We start from the raw sequence: 17368 nt of genomic DNA, 5'->3' as shown, positions 1-17368 counted from the left end.
GACATTTATTATCGGTAAATTTTATTTAAGCCATTGAGCAACAGCCTTCTTTGCATTTAGAAACCGATCTTCCCCTAATCCAGAAATCAATTGGTAGCTTGCTTTCAAGTTTTCCAACTCTTTTGTCCAAACTTCTAAAAAATATTGTCGCTGCTCCGGTGCGGGGAAATCTCTTAATGGATCATCCTCCCAAGGCAGGTCAATATTCATCAACAAATAGAAGTCGTAGGGATGGGTTTTTAGTCTATTATTAACCTCTTCAGGAGTGCTGCCAAATAAATAATCACTCCATACTTTAACGGTTAAGAAGGTTGTATCACAAATTAGCAGATTATTAACAGCTAGTGGTTCTAAACTTCTTTCGAGCGCTAATTGGCCATAATATATATTTAATTCGTCTTGTAAAGTATAGGATCGATTTAAGTTGCGGCAGTATTCTCTCGAGTATTCCGGCACACAAACCGTCTTATAATATCTTGCCAATCGTTCTGAAACGCTTGACTTTCCAGTAGATTCCGGACCTACTACTGCAATTTTAATTAATGATCTGCTTTCCATGTTTTCTTCCAATCCATGTAACCTAGCCAAGCTATAACTGCCAAAACGCCGTACAAAATGGCGGTAAGGAAGTATTCTTTGTACATAAATAGTGGGATGTAAAGTATATCTACCACAACCCACATAATCCAATTTTGTAAAACTTTTCTTGTCATTAAAAATTGGGCAACAAAGCTGATAGAAGCCAGCGTCCCATCTATATAGGCTACATCAGTATCTGTAAAATGATGTAGAAACAATCCTAATAATATCGAGAAAACAAAAATGGCCCCAACCGCAACTATCATTTTTCTACCTGTAAGGCGAACGATTGGCTTCTTATGCTCCTGTTTACGTTTAACCCAATAATACCATCCATAAATGCCGGTAAATAAGAAATATCCTTGCAGTATCGTTTCGCCATAAAGTTTCCCTTGGTAAAAAAGTACAGCATAAGCTATTACACTGAATATACTTATCGGCCAATTTAAAATATGTTGTTTAGCCGCTAAATAAATACAAATGAAGCCAGTAACAACCGCAAACCACTCAAGAAGAGACGTGTGAGCAATTTGAGAGACGATTTGATCGATGAGATTCAATACTAATCAGCGTTAACTAGAGGATCTTGCCTAAGTCCCATTTAAATTTGTCGATAACACTCAGGTTCGCCATAACACAATTATTTATGAATCAAAAATAATCAAAATCAGCTAACATCGCAAGTTTACTACCCCCAGCCTTTTTTACATTTTTTTCAATCTTTTTACCAAAAAAGTCCTATCTTTGCACTCCGACAAAGCAGTCGGAAATTCTCTTCTCTTAACAGATCTTTCCAACCTGTTTTCTCGCAACGTTCTTTTTTAAAATTATACTTTTTGAACATATAAAATGCCAAAAAACACCTCCATTCGCTCGGTGCTGATTATCGGTTCGGGCCCAATTATCATCGGACAGGCCTGTGAGTTTGACTATTCGGGTTCTCAAGCAGCTCTTTCTCTAAAAGAAGAAGGTATTGAAGTTTCTATTATCAATTCAAACCCTGCAACTATTATGACCGATAAGGTCATTGCAGACCATGTTTATCTTCTCCCTCTTACCACCGAAAGTATTGAACAGATATTACAAGAACGCAAAATTGATGCTGTTCTACCAACAATGGGTGGTCAAACTGCATTAAATCTCTGCATAGAAGCATCCAATAGGGGCCTCTGGGAGAAATATGGTGTCAAAGTGATCGGAGTTGACGTGGCAGCTATTGAAAAAACAGAAAATAGAGAAGCATTTCGTCAACTGATGATTGATATCGGTGTTGGCGTAGCTAAATCGCAAATCGCCAATTCTTTCTTAGAAGGTAAAGAAGCAGCTCAAGAAATTGGTTTTCCTCTAGTAATACGTCCAAGTTATACACTTGGAGGAACTGGTGGGGGTTTCGTTCATAAAAAAGAAGAATTTGAGGCCGCTCTTAGCAGAGGGCTGCAGGCATCTCCCACACATGAAGTACTGGTTGAACAAGCAGTTTTAGGATGGAAAGAATACGAACTCGAATTACTTCGCGATAGTAAGGATAATGTTATTATCATCTGTTCTATTGAAAATTTTGATCCAATGGGTATCCATACGGGCGACTCAATCACCGTTGCCCCTGCAATGACTTTGAGTGATACTTGTTATCAAGAAATGCGCAATCATGCCATTATGATGATGCGGGCCATTGGAAATTTTGCTGGAGGTTGTAATGTACAGTTTTCTGTAAACCCAGAAAATGAAGAAATCATCGCAATTGAGATAAACCCAAGGGTCTCTCGCTCTTCGGCCTTGGCTTCAAAAGCAACCGGTTATCCGATTGCTAAAATAGCAGCTAAACTAGCTATCGGATATAATCTTGATGAGCTGGAAAATCAGATTACCAAAACTACATCCGCTTATTTCGAGCCTACTCTTGATTATGTAATTGTTAAATCTCCCCGTTGGAATTTCGCTAAATTTAAAGGTGCCAATAGAGAGCTCGGCTTACAAATGAAATCTGTGGGTGAGGTAATGGCTATTGGCCGTACATTCATTGAGGCTCTTCAGAAGGCCTGCCAGAGCTTGGAAACAAATCGTCTAGGTTTAGGAGCCGATGGAAGACAATTGCGGAATTTAGAGGAAATTATGCATAGCTTAGAGCATCCTAGTAGTGGAAGATTATTCCATATAAAAGATGCCTTTGAAATGGGAGTGCCATTGGAGTCCATTAGAAAAGCTACTTTAATAGATAAATGGTTCCTTGTTCAGATTCAGGAATTGGTGGAGTTGGAAACTGAACTAAAACGATATACGCTAAACAATATCCCAAAGGACTTTTTTATAACCTTAAAACAGAAAGGGTTCTCTGATGGGCAAATTGCCTGGTTGTTAAGTAATGTTAGCGAAGATGACGTGTATAACCGCCGAAGCGAATTAGGCATCAAGCGTGTTTACAAGATGGTCGACACTTGCGCTGCCGAATTTCAAGCACTTACTCCTTATTACTACTCTACTTTTGAGGAAGAAAATGAATCTCTTCCGAGCGATAAGAAGAAAATCATTGTATTGGGTTCGGGTCCAAATCGAATAGGACAGGGTATCGAATTCGACTATTCTTGCGTTCACGGTTTACTGGCAGCCAAAGAGGCTGGTTACGAGGCTATCATGATAAACTGTAATCCGGAAACAGTATCTACAGATTTCAATATGGCCGACAAGCTTTATTTTGAGCCCGTTTTCTGGGAACATGTACGAGAGATTATTGAGCTTGAAAAGCCAGTAGGTGTAATCGTTCAACTTGGTGGCCAAACTGCATTAAAAATGGCAGAAAAGCTAAAAGAAACTGGTATCAAAATCATTGGAACTTCTTTTGAAAATATGGATCTTGCGGAAGATCGCGGACGGTTCTCTGATCTTTTGAAGGAACTTGAAATTCCTTATCCGAAATATGGCGTGGCAGAAAATGCAGAAGAGGCAATTAAAGTGGCTAATGAAGTAGGTTATCCTGTATTAGTTCGTCCTAGTTATGTATTGGGCGGACAAGGTATGAGTATTGTCATCAATGATGATGAATTAGAAAAGGCTGTCATCAAAATTATGAAAAACATGCCCGGTAACAGGGTTTTAATTGATCATTTTTTAGATCGTGCAGAAGAAGCTGAATCTGATTCAATATGTGATGGCGACGATGTTCACATTATAGGGATGATGGAACATATTGAGCCGGCCGGTATTCACTCAGGTGATTCCAGTGCCGTATTACCTCCATTTAGCCTATCAAAAGCGGTGCAAGAGAAAATGGAGGAATATTCCATCAAGATCGCTAGAGCACTAAACGTAAGAGGCTTATTGAATATTCAATTTGCTGTCAAAGACGAAAAGGTCTATGTTATAGAAGCAAATCCAAGAGCATCACGTACAGTTCCATTCATCGCCAAGGCTTACGATGTTCCCTACATTAATATTGCCACCAAGGTCATGTTAGAGGAAAATAAACTCAAAGATTTCAAAATAGAGCGTAAACTGAATGGGTATGCTATTAAAGAACCAGTATTCTCATTCGACAAGTTTCCTGATGTTGATAAACAATTAGGTCCGGAAATGCGCTCAACAGGTGAAGCGATACGTTTTATTAAAGATCTAGATGACCCATATTTCAGGCATCTTTATGCAGAGAAGTCAATGTATCTAAGTAAATAAGTTAAAAAGCTCCTTGGAAAAACCAAGGAGCTTTTTAACTTATTTACTTAATTAGCTAATTAAAAGCTATTCCCATCCACCACCTAATGACCTATAAAGGTTAATAACAGATTGTAAATACTCGAGATAGGTACCGTTAAGTGATATCTCTGCATCTAGCACGTTGCGCTGAGAAGTAATCACATCGAGGTAATTAGCGCGTCCTGCTTTAAATAATTCAGTAGAAGCATCTACCGCTAGACGTAAGGCTTCTACCTCTTCATTATTTAATTGTCTTCTACGCATGATGTGTTTTTGGGCATTCAAACCAGTTTCAACCTCCTGCCAAGCCTTCAACACTGTCTTTTCGTATTCCTGATATTCAATCCCTTTATTTGCAAGTTCCTGTTCATAAGCCGAACGAATCAATCGCTGGTTAAATAAGGGTGCTGTAAGTCCGCCAATCAGCCCATAAGCAATGGAACTTGGTGTCACAAATAATTTAGACATATCAAATGCCTGGAAGCCAACGTAAGGCGAAAATTGCAGAGAAGGCATAAAAGCAGCTCTCGCGGCCTTAACATCACCTTTTGCAGCCAGCAAATTAAGCTCGGCGGCTCGAATATCAGGTCTTAAAGCAAGCATTTTAATAGGAAGGCCTACTTTTGCGGTACTAGCAAGTGGATAATCTTCAAGTACGTTTTCACCTCGCTCAATTTTCTCAGAAAATCTCCCACAAAGGAAATTCAAATAATTCTCTTTGGAGTTAATCTGTTGCAATACAACTTCTTTACGGCTTTTAGAATTTGCTAAAATGGCACGCATTTGCTGAACACCTAGCTCAGTAGCCCTCCCACCAGCTTTTTGCACTTGAACCAATTCGTACGACTCTTGCTGCAATACAATATTATTTTCTAGAATACCTAATTCGTTGTCGAGTGCCAATAAATCGAAATAAGCAGCAGCAACTTCCGCTACCAGTTGCGTTTGTACAAGTTTCTTTCCTTCATAGGAAGATAAAAAACGTGCGAACGCCGCTTTCTTTCTATTCTTCAATTTTCCCCATAAATCTATTTCCCAAGAAGCTCTTAAGCCTAAAAAGTAATCAGGTACCGGATCAGGCAGCTTTTCGTCATCTTTCAGATTTTCCGAAAAGTTAGTATCATAATTACCAATACCGTCCATCGTATAAAAGCCATATTTTCTTAAACCTGCCTCAGCTACTGCATCAATGGACGGAAATAGCGCATTCTTTCGAAGCCGCATATTGGCACGTGCCATTTCGACCCTGTATAACGCTTGCTGCATATCGGGATTATTTTTCAATGCAGTATCTATTAATTTCACTAGGTATTCATCTTGAAAGAATTCCCGCCACGAAATGCTTGCTATCGAGGTAGAATCTTTCGTTAGCGTATCCGCTTTATTGCTGCCCACAAAATGCTCAGGTAAGGTACGATGAGCCAAATCAACGTCCTTTTGAACAGAACAAGAAGACAGTACTGAAACCGCCAGCATAACAGCGGTAACCACTCCTACTTTGGTTTTCTTATTTTTTTTCATGGCCGCAAACAACACAAAGAGCCCGGGTATCACCACAACACCAACAATGGTTCCTACAATCATTCCTCCAATGGCAGTCATCCCTATCGACTTGTTTCCCAAAGCACCTGCACCAGAAGCCATCGCTAATGGGATCAGCCCAGCAATAAAGGCAAATGAGGTCATTAAAATAGGTCGTAAACGGGCTACCGATCCTTCGATGGCTGCATTCAAAACAGAAGCCCCCTGTTTATGCTTCAAAATTGCATATTCTATAATCAGAATAGCATTTTTACCCAATAAACCTATAAGCATAATTAATGCTACTTGCGCATATATATTATTTTCTAAGCCAGTTACTTTTAGCAATAAAAAAGCGCCAAACACACCTGCCGGTAAGCTTAATATTACAGGTAAAGGTAGCAGGAAGCTCTCGTATTGAGCAGCCAGTAATAAATACACAAATAACAAACAGAGGGCAAATACATATATTGCCTGATTTCCAGATAGAATCTGTTCACGCGTCATGCCCGACCATTCAATTTCAAAGCCTTTGGGCAGGCTTTCCGCTGCTACACGCTCAACAGCTGTAATAACATCACCGCTACTATATCCCACCGCTGCATCACCATTAATCATCGCTGAAGTAAACATATTATAGCGCGTCAATTGTTCCGGCCCATAAATCCGCTCCATTTTTATAAAGCTCGAAAAAGGAACCATTTCACCTGCATCATTTTTAACAAACAATCGTAACACATCTTCCGGCTTCTCTCTATATCCAGGCCCAGCTTGCACCATTACTTTATACATCTGTCCGAATTTGATAAAGTTGGAAGTATAGAAGCTTCCCATCAAGGTTTGTAAGGTAGACATGGCATTATCAACACTAACCCCCTTTTTTGCAGCAATGTCATAGTCAACGTTAATTAAGTACTGCGGGAAGTTAGGATCAAAACTTGTAAAGGCACTCCCTATTTCAGGCGCTTTCTTAAGGTTATCCATAAAACCATTCAGTGCATCTGAAAGCTTTCCCAGATCATCACTACCGGTTCTGTCTAATAAACGCACTTCAAATCCGCTTGAATTTCCAAACCCAGGCACTGTTGGAGGAGGGAAAAATTCTATTTCTGCATCTGTAATGCCTGCTGTTTCCTTTTTCAGTTTAGCTATCATCTCCGTAACAGATTCGCTTCGCTCTTCCCAACGTTTCAAGTTGATCATACCCATCCCATACGATGCTCCCGTTACCTCATTTACTATACTATAACCGGCTAGTGTGGAAACACTTTCTACCGCATCTTGCTGCCTGCTTATAGCATCAATTTCATCCAACACTGCTTCCGTCCGTTGAACCGTTGCACCCGCAGGCGTGGTAACGTTCACATAGATCATTCCCTGATCTTCAGTAGGAATAAATCCTGAAGGTAAAACCGCTGAAATACCCCAAGTAGCGATAAACGATATCACTAAAAGTGCCAATGTTATTATGCGCCGTCCGGCAATTTTTCCTATGAGACCTGCATATCTTCCTGAAACACGATTATAAATGTGGTTAAATTTCCTGAAAAAGGCGGCAAGCATCCCCTTCGGTTCGGGTTTACTATGTGGGGATCTTAAAATGATCGCGCAAAGAGCAGGTGTAAGTGTTAAGGCGTTAATTCCGGATATAATAATTGATCCCGCAAGGGTTAATGAAAACTGTCGATAAAACACCCCCACTGGTCCCGACAAAAATGCTACCGGAACAAATACCGCCGACATAACCAACGTGATCGCGATAATAGCACCACTAATTTCCTTCATGGCGGCCAAGGTAGCTTCCATTGGCTCCATATGCTCCTCTTCCATCTTCACATAGACGGCTTCCACCACCACAATAGCGTTATCGACGACAATACCGATAGCAAGCACCAGCGCGAATAATGTTAACAAGTTTATGGAAAAGCCCATCATCTGCATACAGAACAATGCTCCGATCAAACATACGGGCACTGCTAATGCGGGCACTAAAGTGGATCTAAAATCCTGCAGGAAAATAAATACCACTAAGAAAACCAGAATAAAGGCTTCAACTAATGTATGCAACACCTCGTTGATGGAAGCATCGAGGAAGCGTGAGACATCATAGCCCATGGCATATTTCATACCTGGGGGAAACGATGTTCCTTTTAGCTCTTCCATTTTCCCTTTAATCAGATCAATTACCTCACTAGCATTAGAGCCCGGTAACTGTTTAATCATAATAGAAGCAGAAGGCCTACCATCTGCCTTAGAAGCCATCTCATACTCAAGTGAACCAAATTCTACTTCGGCTACATCTCTTAATCGCAGAATAGAGCCATCGGGATTAGCACGCAATGGTATGTTTTCGTATTGCTCTGGACGATCAAATTTTCCGGGGTATCGCAAAACATATTGCTGCATATTGACACTTTTGTCGGAACCTATACCCGTCTGACCTGGTGCAGCTTCTACATTTTGTACACGAATAGCTTTAATCACATCTTCACTTGAGACGTTGTAAGCCGTTAATCGATCAGGTTTCAACCACACTCGCATGGCATAATCTTTAAAACCCATGATTTCGGCGCGTCCAACTCCTTGAATGCGCTTCAGTTCTTTTAAAACATTTATGTCTGTGAAGTTATAAATGAAACGTTCATCTGCCGTTTCATCGTCACTATATATGTTGAGGTACATCAACATACTATTTACTTCTTTCTCTGTCGTAACACCCGCTTTAATCACCTCTTCCGGCAATTCATCAAGTACTGTTGTAACACGGTTCTGCACATTAACAGCGGCTATATCCGGATCAGTACCTACTTCAAAATACACCTGTATAAGCGTATTGCCATTGTTGGTAGAAACAGATGACATATAAGTCATCCCAGGTACTCCATTTATCGCCTTTTCCAGCGGAATGGCAACCGCATTCGTACTAACTTCGGCATTGGCACCTGTGTAGTTAGCATTAACAACAACAGAAGGCGGCACAATGTCTGGAAACTGCGTTACCGGTAAAGTGAAGAGGGACAAAAGTCCTAATAACGTTATGAATAGTGAGATAACCAGCGAGAGCACTGGTCGCTTTATGAAAATTTCGAACATGCTTAATATCTTAATGAAGGTAACCTAAAATTATTTTAACCCTTGATTGGGGTTATGCAACAAGCTGTCTAACGATACAGCCTTGGGCTCTATGGCTGAGCCATCTGTTAAACTTTGTGTGCCCTCATAGACTATTTTTTGCCCCGCTGTAAGTCCCGAACGTATTAAATAAAAATGACCAAATCGTGTTCCCAACTCAATATTAGTCATCTTCACATGACTGGCGGTATCTAAAACATAAACATACGCTCTGTCTTGAATTTCAAAAACAGATTTTTGCGGGACAATGATAGATCCTGTAATATTCGTAGGCAATTGGATTTTTCCTGTTGCTCCATGTTTAAGAATACGGTCTGGGTTAGCAAAACGAGCACGCAGCGAAATCGTTCCAGTTTCTTCTTGAAACTCTGATTCGGCAAGTTCTATCTTTCCCTTATGTGGATAATGCTGGCCATCTGCCAGTGTTAATTTCACCTCCTTAGAAAGAATGCTATTTTCAGCTGACTTCCTAGCAATATTCTGAAGATATTCTGTTTCGGAAATGTTGAAATAAGCATATACTTCATTCAGATCAGAAACACTTGTTAAAAGTGCTCCTTCATTCAATAAGCTTCCAACCTTTAAAGGTATTCTATCAATTCTTCCGGTAAAAGGTGCTTTAATATAAGTATATGCCAGCTGTGTACCGGCACGTTGTAGATCTGACCTTGCTTCTTCTACGCGTGCTTTGGCAGCATTTAACTGTGCTTCCGCCACATCAAGGTCCGTCTTTGTAATAATATTCTTTTTCACCAATGTTTTCACTCGCTCAAGCTCCAAAGCAACAGTTTTGGCATCAGCGGTAGCATTATTTAAGAGCGCCTGGGCTTTCGATACATCGGCCCGTTGCTCATCGTCATTAATCTTAAATAATAGTTGCCCTGCTTGCACCAATGCGCCTTCATCCACATAAATTTTATCTAAGAAGCCCTGTACTTTTGAGCGAACTTCTACGTTTCTTACCGCCTGTATATCGGCAACATAATCTGTGTATAATATCGTATCAACGGTTTCGATCGTGATGTATGGTACTGTCCGTTTTTCATCTTCTTGATCACTGCTAACATTGCCGGATGTACAAGCTGCAAAAATGGATAAAGCAATTAAGCATAACCCTGTATAAAAAGTAGTATTCATTAAAAAGTGCTAGAAAGTAAAATATTTTAGTTGATTGTATCTGTAGCACACAAGTGATCAACACGCTGATTGAAGGTGCTACAATTTAGAACTCTCAGGGAGAGCAAGTATAAACTGTTAAAGAGTTTTAGTATAGAAGTAAATAAAGAAGCAGACTAAAATGGTTTTAATCTGAACAAGAATGAATAATAGCCTAAAAGAGGAGTTGTTTTAGAAATGAAATAGCTTTCGCTACTTACCAATGAGTTAACTACCGGCTTAATAGTCATGATAAAGCTATCAAGCACTTTAATACTCATTGAAATGATATTTGTTAAATAATTATAATTATCGTAAAAAATTTTGGGGCTTATATCCTTGCCAGACATTGGTATGTCTAGCACGTCGTCAAAGAAACACTCTAGAAGGGTATCTCCATCAAAATCTCTTGGCTTAGGATCATGAGTAGATTGTTTTTGGTATAATAAATTATCATTGGCATAGGTAGGAAAATACGTTATCGTATTAACTAAACCCAGGAGAACTATGAAATTTATTATTTTAAAAAAATCCATCGACCACAAAAATAGCATTTTTTCACACAAAATACCGGATTTAAGCCTCAAGTCAATGTAATATTTATTATATATTAACCTGAATTCAGGTTATTATCCAAATAAAGCTCCGAAGACTTCTTCAACTTTAGCTACCCAGGTAATTTTGATATTATATTTAGAAACATCTAAACCTTTGCTATTATACTTTGATATAAAGATCTGTTCGAACCCCAATTTCGCTGCTTCGGCAATGCGTTGTTCCGCCCTATTAACTGCACGAATTTCACCCGAAAGCCCTACTTCGCCTGCAAAAGCAATATTATTTGACAAAGCGATATCCTGCTGTGAAGAAATAATTGCATTTATCACCGCTAAATCAATGGCTGGATCTTCCACCCTTAACCCTCCTGCTATGTTCAAAAACACGTCTTGTGCGCTCAATCGAAATCCAAATCGTTTCTCCAATACTGCCAATAACATATTCATTCGTTTCGTATCAAAACCGGTGGAAGAACGTTGCGGCGTACCGTATGCAGAATTACTTACTAATGCTTGTACCTCAATTAGCATCGGTCTAACACCTTCTAACATGGCTGCTATGGTTATTCCACTTAAGGGCGACTCTCTTTGCGAGAGTAGAATTTCTGAAGGATTGGAAACCTCCCTTAGCCCCGTACCATGCATCTCATAGATGCCCAGTTCTGATGATGAGCCAAAACGATTTTTAACAGCCCTTAAGATACGATACATATGATGTCTATCCCCTTCAAATTGAAGCACCGTATCTACCATATGTTCCAAAACCTTTGGCCCCGCTATGGCTCCATCCTTTGTAATATGCCCAACAATAAAAACGGGCGTTGAAGACTCTTTAGCAAACCGCAATAACTCGGCGGTACATTCTCTTACCTGTGACACACTTCCAGGGGTTGAATCGATTTGAGAAGAGTGTAAGGTTTGTATAGAATCAATAATTACAAGATCAGGCTCCACAGATGCTATTTGCTTAAATATATTCTGTGTAGATGTTTCTGTTAAAATATAACAATTGGCTTTTGACGATTGCATGAGCCTTTCCGCTCTCATCTTTAATTGTTGTTCGCTTTCTTCTCCCGACACATACAGTGTTTTAACACCAGGTATCGTTAAGGCTAATTGCAACATCAAGGTAGATTTTCCTATGCCCGGCTCGCCGCCAATAAGAACCAATGACCCAGCAACGATACCTCCGCCTAATACGCGATTTAACTCTTTATCAGGCGTCTTTATCCGCTGTTCGTCTTGGTAAATAATCTCATGTATAACAGCTGCTTTATTTGCCTTTCTCGCAAGCGAATTTCCACTTCGCCAATCAGGCACTTTATTTCCTGCTTTTTCAACCAATTCTTCAACAAAGGTATTCCATTGGCTACAAGAGGGACACTTACCCAGCCATTTAGCTGATTCATATCCACAGTTCTGGCAGAAATAAGTTGTTTTGCTTTTAGCCATAAGATGAAAAAATTAATGCTAATTATTGGCTATATACATAGAGGTCATTTTCGTATCTAGCGCCGGTAAATATATCAATTTATTCCATAAAAAAACCTTACTCCGGTTTTGTGGAGTAAGGTTTTCTATAAAAAATCTATTTATAATTTGATCTCTTCTTCCTTTGCGTTAAGAAAATGAAATTCATTCATATAATAAGAGGCGATCGATTTAATCGTTATCCATTTACCATATTGAAAGAACCATTTCATCCTTCGAGATATAAATCCCTTCTTAATAAAGGCTGAGACATAAGGGTGCACACATAGTGTGATCTGTTTTTCGTTCTGCTCATTGAGCACGTAACTGAGGTTACTTTCAATATCGTCCATCAGCACAATACTCGCTCTTATTTCACCCGTTCCTCCACAAGCAGGGCACTTTTCATTGGTAACAATGGTCATTTCAGGACGCACACGCTGGCGCGTTATCTGTACCAGGCCGAACTTGCTGGGAGGTAAAATTGTGTGTTTCGCCCTATCGTTCCCCATACATTCCTTAAGATAGTCGTGCAACTCTTTACGATTTACAGGCTTATGCATATCAATAAAGTCAATCACCACAATACCTCCCATATCTCTCAAACGTAGTTGACGCGCAATTTCCTTCGCGGCTTCTTTGTTCACCTGTAGCGCATTGTCCTCTTGATTTTCTTTATTCGCCGTTCTATTGCCGCTATTTACATCTACTACATGTAAGGCTTCTGTATGCTCTATTACCAGATAAGCCCCACCTTGCAGGTTAACAATTTTTCCGAAGGCGGCCTTAATTTGCTTTTCAACACCAAAATGTTCAAATATTGGATCTTTGTGTTTGTAGAGCTTTACTATCTTTTCTAGATCGGGAGAAATATCCTGTATATAAGAACGTGTTTCGTCATAAATTATCTGATCGTTGATATAGATATGAGAAAACTCATCAGTCAAGATATCACGCAAAATGGTAGAAGTTCTATCCATTTCACCTAATATCTTTTTCGAAGGTTCAGTGGACCCTAACCTTTTGCTGAAGGATTCCCACTTCGTTATTAAATCCCTTAGGTCTTTTTCTAACTCAGCAACACCTTTCCCTTCAGATACTGTTCGGATGATCACTCCGAAATTTTGAGGTTTTATACCCTCCACAATTTTTTTTAGTCGATTTCTCTCTGTATTACTTTTAATTTTCTTTGAGATTGAAACGACATCAGAAAAAGGCACAAGTACCACAAATCTTCCTGCTATAGATAAGTCGGAACTCAACCGTGGTCCCTTGGTTGAGATTGGCTCTTTCGCAATCTGAACGGGGAGCAGCATATTCCGGCTCAAGATCTCAGAAATCTTTCCAGCCTTATTTATATCTTTTTCTAGCTTTAAACTATTGAGCAGTTTATCTTTATAACTGCCATTCTTTACTAATTTGGTAAGCTTGATGAGCGACTGCACTTGAGGGCCTAAATCTAAATAATGCAAAAAAGCATCTTTAGAATAACCCACATCTACAAACGCAGCATTGAGCCCAGGCATAATTTTTTTGATTCTGCCTAAGTAAATATCGCCAACAGCGTAATTATTATTTACTTGCTCTTTGTTAAGTTCAACAAGCTGTTTATCCTGCAGTAAAGCAATAGTTGTCCCCGTGTCTGGGGAAGAATCTACTATTAATTCCTTTACCAACAGCTACTCTTATTTTGAAAGCGCATAAAGCAATAGCTAAACACATTCCTTTATGCAAATTCGGTTAAACCATAAGATTGTTTAATTAAAAACAAACACAATAAGGGGTTCTTCCAGTATGAACCCTACAATAATACACTAGGCATCAACCACAATAGCCTGCATCTCATTAGAGAAGCAGGCTACCACGTTTGGCGCATCTGATTGCATTATTTATTTTTTCTTATGTCTATTTTTTCTTAAACGTTTCTTACGTTTGTGAGTAGCCATTTTATGTCTTTTTCTTTTCTTTCCGCTTGGCATAGCTTAAAATTTTTAAATGTTTTTTAATAAATTAATAAATTACTTGCTTAATTCATCCACCTTACGATCGATGAACTGTGATAAGCTTGGGTCTGCCGCTATCTTTTTACTTTCTTGAAAAGATTTAATAGCTTCAGCTTTCAAGCCAATATTTTCATAGCTAGTAGCTAGGTAAAACCAAGCTTCTGCGCTTGGTTTAATCTCTAAAACAGTTTTAAACCTATCTACAGCTTTGTCAAACTGGCGTGAGCGCATGGAAAACATTCCAAGGTTCATGTTTGCCTTTAAATTTTTTGGATCTTCTTTTACAACTTCCATAAGCACTGCTATACCTTGCATAGGAGCACCACCACCATTTACAATGGCAGTTCCCAGACCAGTTTTAGCATCTAAACTTTTGGAATTAAGATCAAGCGCCTTTTGGTAGGCTTTTTGAGCATGTTGGGTGAGCGCTGGGGCAACAACAGTATCTTGAAGATTTTCATAAGCAGCAGTAAAGGCATCTCCTGCTTTTAGCCAATTTTCATATGTGGGATCTAAATTGGCGATTTCTTCATAAGAAAAACCTAAGGGAGCCGGTTTCGCAACATCATCCCAGTGGCCTGCCAATTTTTTTAACAAGGTTAAACGATCTGTACCAGTGCTTCCAGGTAACGCTTGCTCAATATCAGCTATCTGCTTAACCAAACTTGCATCCAGTCCTTGCTTTGCAACAATAGAGACCGATGCAAGATTCACTTCAGCATTACTAGCATTGTTTGTGGCTTGCTGTTCTGCCTGTTCGGCTTTATCTTGCTTAATCAACCCTTTAATAGGCTGTGCAAGTAACACACCCATAAGGGCTACTACGAGCACAATTACTATTATTTGTTTTGATTTATGCATGATAGATAATACTTAAATGATTTTAAGCAGATTATTTATTGCCGTTTTTTACTCTCTCAACAAAAACTTTTGCTGGTTTAAAGCTTGGAACGAAGTGCTCTGGAATAATGATAGCGGTGTTTTTAGAAATGTTACGAGCGGTCTTTTTAGCTCTTTTCTTTACAACAAAGCTACCGAATCCTCTAACGTAAACATTTTCACCTTCGATCATAGCACCTTTTACTACTTTAAAAAATGCCTCAACAGTTTCCTGTACGTCTACTTTTTCTAAACCTGTCTTGTTAGAAATCTCTGCGATAATTTCTGCTTTAGTCATGTTATATTCTTCTAATTGTTTTTCTTTTAACTATACGCCAGATCATTCGATTTGGGGATGCAAAAGTATTGCTTTTAAATGATTTACAAAAATAAAACATCAATTTTTCTGTAAAATATCTATAACCTATCCTTTTTAAGCAAAAAAATAAACTATTTAGCTATGTTTTAAGGGATTGCGAAACGACTAAATGTTTTCGTTTAAACGATGAGTTATGAACGATGAGTTATGAACCGTCCGATACGGCTGTCTTAGATCTTAATACTTGTGTCTTGATACCTCGTTCAATAGTTGAATCGTTAAGTAGGTCGTTAATCAGTTAAATTGTTAAGTAGTGGAATAGACAAATTGTTAAAGGAGCTTGGAGTATGACCATTAATTTAAGCGAATCAAGACCGTCATCAGAAACTAGTAAAACGAATAACTCACAACTCGTAACTAACACAGTCTTGATACTTAATACTGATATCTTGCTACTAATAACCAATAACAAACAACTAATAACTATTTTTGCCCAATGTCATTTTCACAAGAAATAATTAACTGGTACCATCCTAACAAACGAGATTTACCTTGGCGCCATACAACAGACCCCTATATAATTTGGCTTTCCGAGATAATTTTACAGCAAACACGTGTAGAGCAAGGACTCCCCTATTTTTATCGTTTTGTAGAGCAATACCCCAATATAGCCACTTTTGCTGCTGCTGAAGAGGGCGAGATATTAAGATTATGGCAGGGCCTTGGTTACTATTCTAGGGCAAGGAATATGCATAAAGCGGCGAAAATGGTTATGGACAACCATGATGGCATATTCCCTACTACTTACGACAGCTTAATAAAGCTCAACGGAATTGGCGGTTATACCGCAGCGGCTATTGCCTCTTTTTCAGCAAATGAAGCAAAGCCGGTATTAGATGGAAACGTGTTTAGAGTATTATCACGGTATTTTGGAATAGAAGAAGCCATAAATACACCCAAAGGCAAAAAATTATTTTATGAACTGGCATTAGAAATGCTCGATAAAGAACAACCAGCAATCTACAACCAGTCTATTATGGAGTTTGGTGCTTTACAATGTAAGCCACAAAATCCTGATTGCCAAATTTGCCCTTTACGCACCAGCTGTTATGCAAAACAGACAAACAAAGTAAATTCCTTACCTGTTAAAATAAAAGGCCGCATATCAAAGGATAGATACTTCTATTACTTCGTCATTATGGATGAGAAGAGCGGTAGCATTGCGATAAGAAAAAGGGGGCCAAAAGATATTTGGGAGAATATGTATGAATTTCCACTGATTGAACAGGCAGCACCTCTTTCAATAAGTGAACTAAAAAATACGAAAGAGTTTAATGAATTATTTGGAAGGGGCGCTGAATTGCACATTATAAGTACCCCTAAAAAACACATTCTAAGTCATCAGAATATTTATGCAACTTTCTTAGAAGTATCTAAAATTTCAAAAGACTCAAATAAAAAAGGCGAGTGGGATTATGTTTTGTTAAAAGATTTAGATACATTAGCTAAACCTAAATTAATTTTCGCATTTTTAAGAGATTATAATTTGCAATAACTAACACTTATAAGCTATGTCAGGAATTAACAAAGTTATTTTGGTTGGACACTTAGGCAAGGATCCTGAGGTTCGCCACTTAGATGGAAACGTATCTGTTGCAAGTTTTCCTTTGGCTACATCGGAGACCTTTAACAAGGACGGAAAGAAAATAGAACAGACTGAATGGCATAATATTGTAATGTGGAGAGGACTTGCGGATGTTGCTGCCAAATACCTTCAAAAGGGAAAACTTGTTTATATTGAAGGCAAGTTACGTACGCGCTCTTATGAAGACCGAGAGGGGGTAAAACGGTATACAACGGAGATCGTAGCCGAGAATTTTACGATGTTAGGCAGGAAAAGTGACTTTGAACCCAGCCCTGCGAATGGCGAGAACAGACCCGTTAGCGGAGGTTCGACAGACCCAAGTTCTACTACAGTAGACTTTAATGAAAATAAAGAAGATGATTTACCCTTTTAATAAAATAACAGAAAAATAAGAAGGGTTCCGGCAGACTGCCGGAACCCT

General features: G+C 38.9%; 11 protein-coding genes. 3 read left to right on the top strand and 8 right to left on the bottom strand.

Annotated features, from left to right (window positions below):
- Window positions 1-21 precede the first annotated feature (21 nt).
- Complete coding sequence (locus tag BMY50_RS16235) at window positions 22-558, bottom strand: AAA family ATPase (protein WP_093326442.1); 537 nt, start codon at window positions 556-558, stop codon at window positions 22-24.
- Window positions 540-1139, bottom strand: a complete 600-nt coding sequence (gene pnuC, locus BMY50_RS16230) for a nicotinamide riboside transporter PnuC (RefSeq protein WP_093326441.1) — start codon at window positions 1137-1139, stop codon at window positions 540-542. Before pnuC ends, BMY50_RS16235 begins: the two co-directional genes overlap by 19 nt.
- 289 nt (window positions 1140-1428) lie before the next feature.
- Between pnuC and carB the strand changes: the two genes are divergently transcribed.
- Window positions 1429-4245, top strand: a complete 2817-nt coding sequence (gene carB / locus BMY50_RS16225; RefSeq protein WP_093326440.1) for a carbamoyl-phosphate synthase large subunit — start codon at window positions 1429-1431, stop codon at window positions 4243-4245.
- A gap of 66 nt (window positions 4246-4311) precedes the next feature.
- Here the strand turns inward: carB and BMY50_RS16220 are convergent, their stop codons facing one another.
- From BMY50_RS16220 to BMY50_RS16190, 6 genes are all read right to left on the bottom strand, one after another.
- Window positions 4312-8880 (bottom strand): efflux RND transporter permease subunit, encoded by a 4569-nt coding sequence (locus tag BMY50_RS16220; protein WP_093326439.1) that lies wholly within the window; start codon window positions 8878-8880, stop codon window positions 4312-4314.
- A 30-nt stretch (window positions 8881-8910) separates the two neighbouring features.
- Window positions 8911-10056: an efflux RND transporter periplasmic adaptor subunit gene (locus BMY50_RS16215; RefSeq protein WP_093326438.1), complete on the bottom strand. Its 1146-nt coding sequence runs from the start codon at window positions 10054-10056 to the stop codon at window positions 8911-8913.
- A gap of 647 nt (window positions 10057-10703) precedes the next feature.
- Window positions 10704-12083 (bottom strand): DNA repair protein RadA, encoded by a 1380-nt coding sequence (gene radA / locus BMY50_RS16205; RefSeq protein WP_093326436.1) that lies wholly within the window; start codon window positions 12081-12083, stop codon window positions 10704-10706.
- A gap of 140 nt (window positions 12084-12223) precedes the next feature.
- The gene (locus tag BMY50_RS16200; protein ID WP_093326435.1) at window positions 12224-13777 is read right to left on the bottom strand and encodes an Rne/Rng family ribonuclease; all 1554 of its coding nucleotides are present in this window, start codon (window positions 13775-13777) and stop codon (window positions 12224-12226) included.
- 342 nt (window positions 13778-14119) lie between these two features.
- Window positions 14120-14965 (bottom strand): tetratricopeptide repeat protein, encoded by an 846-nt coding sequence (locus tag BMY50_RS16195; RefSeq protein ID WP_093326434.1) that lies wholly within the window; start codon window positions 14963-14965, stop codon window positions 14120-14122.
- A 31-nt stretch (window positions 14966-14996) separates the two neighbouring features.
- Window positions 14997-15281, bottom strand: a complete 285-nt coding sequence (locus BMY50_RS16190) for an HU family DNA-binding protein (RefSeq protein ID WP_093326433.1) — start codon at window positions 15279-15281, stop codon at window positions 14997-14999.
- 517 nt (window positions 15282-15798) lie between these two features.
- On the opposite strand from BMY50_RS16190, the gene mutY reads away from it, so the two are divergent.
- Window positions 15799-16857: an A/G-specific adenine glycosylase gene (mutY, locus tag BMY50_RS16185; RefSeq protein WP_093326432.1), complete on the top strand. Its 1059-nt coding sequence runs from the start codon at window positions 15799-15801 to the stop codon at window positions 16855-16857.
- Window positions 16858-16873: 16 nt separating this feature from the next.
- Window positions 16874-17320 (top strand): single-stranded DNA-binding protein, encoded by a 447-nt coding sequence (locus tag BMY50_RS16180; protein ID WP_093326431.1) that lies wholly within the window; start codon window positions 16874-16876, stop codon window positions 17318-17320.
- Window positions 17321-17368: the final 48 nt, after the last annotated feature.

Source organism: Olivibacter domesticus, assembly GCF_900109575.1.
In the GTDB taxonomy this organism is placed as follows: Bacteria; Bacteroidota; Bacteroidia; order Sphingobacteriales; family Sphingobacteriaceae; genus Olivibacter; species Olivibacter domesticus.
The sequence above is the reverse complement of the archived record's forward strand: the minus strand, read 5'-3'. Positions and strand labels throughout refer to the sequence as shown.

What these genes read in the sequence shown, in the direction of transcription:
- mutY (WP_093326432.1), top strand. Translation starts at nt 15,799, where the DNA reads ATGTCATTTTCACAAGAAATAATTAACTGGTACCATCCTAACAAACGA.
- BMY50_RS16180 (WP_093326431.1), top strand. Translation starts at nt 16,874, where the DNA reads ATGTCAGGAATTAACAAAGTTATTTTGGTTGGACACTTAGGCAAGGAT.
- carB (WP_093326440.1), top strand. Translation starts at nt 1,429, where the DNA reads ATGCCAAAAAACACCTCCATTCGCTCGGTGCTGATTATCGGTTCGGGC.
- BMY50_RS16190 (WP_093326433.1), bottom strand. Translation starts at nt 15,281, where the DNA reads ATGACTAAAGCAGAAATTATCGCAGAGATTTCTAACAAGACAGGTTTA.
- BMY50_RS16195 (WP_093326434.1), bottom strand. Translation starts at nt 14,965, where the DNA reads ATGCATAAATCAAAACAAATAATAGTAATTGTGCTCGTAGTAGCCCTT.
- BMY50_RS16215 (WP_093326438.1), bottom strand. Translation starts at nt 10,056, where the DNA reads ATGAATACTACTTTTTATACAGGGTTATGCTTAATTGCTTTATCCATT.
- radA (WP_093326436.1), bottom strand. Translation starts at nt 12,083, where the DNA reads ATGGCTAAAAGCAAAACAACTTATTTCTGCCAGAACTGTGGATATGAA.
- BMY50_RS16220 (WP_093326439.1), bottom strand. Translation starts at nt 8,880, where the DNA reads ATGTTCGAAATTTTCATAAAGCGACCAGTGCTCTCGCTGGTTATCTCA.
- BMY50_RS16235 (WP_093326442.1), bottom strand. Translation starts at nt 558, where the DNA reads ATGGAAAGCAGATCATTAATTAAAATTGCAGTAGTAGGTCCGGAATCT.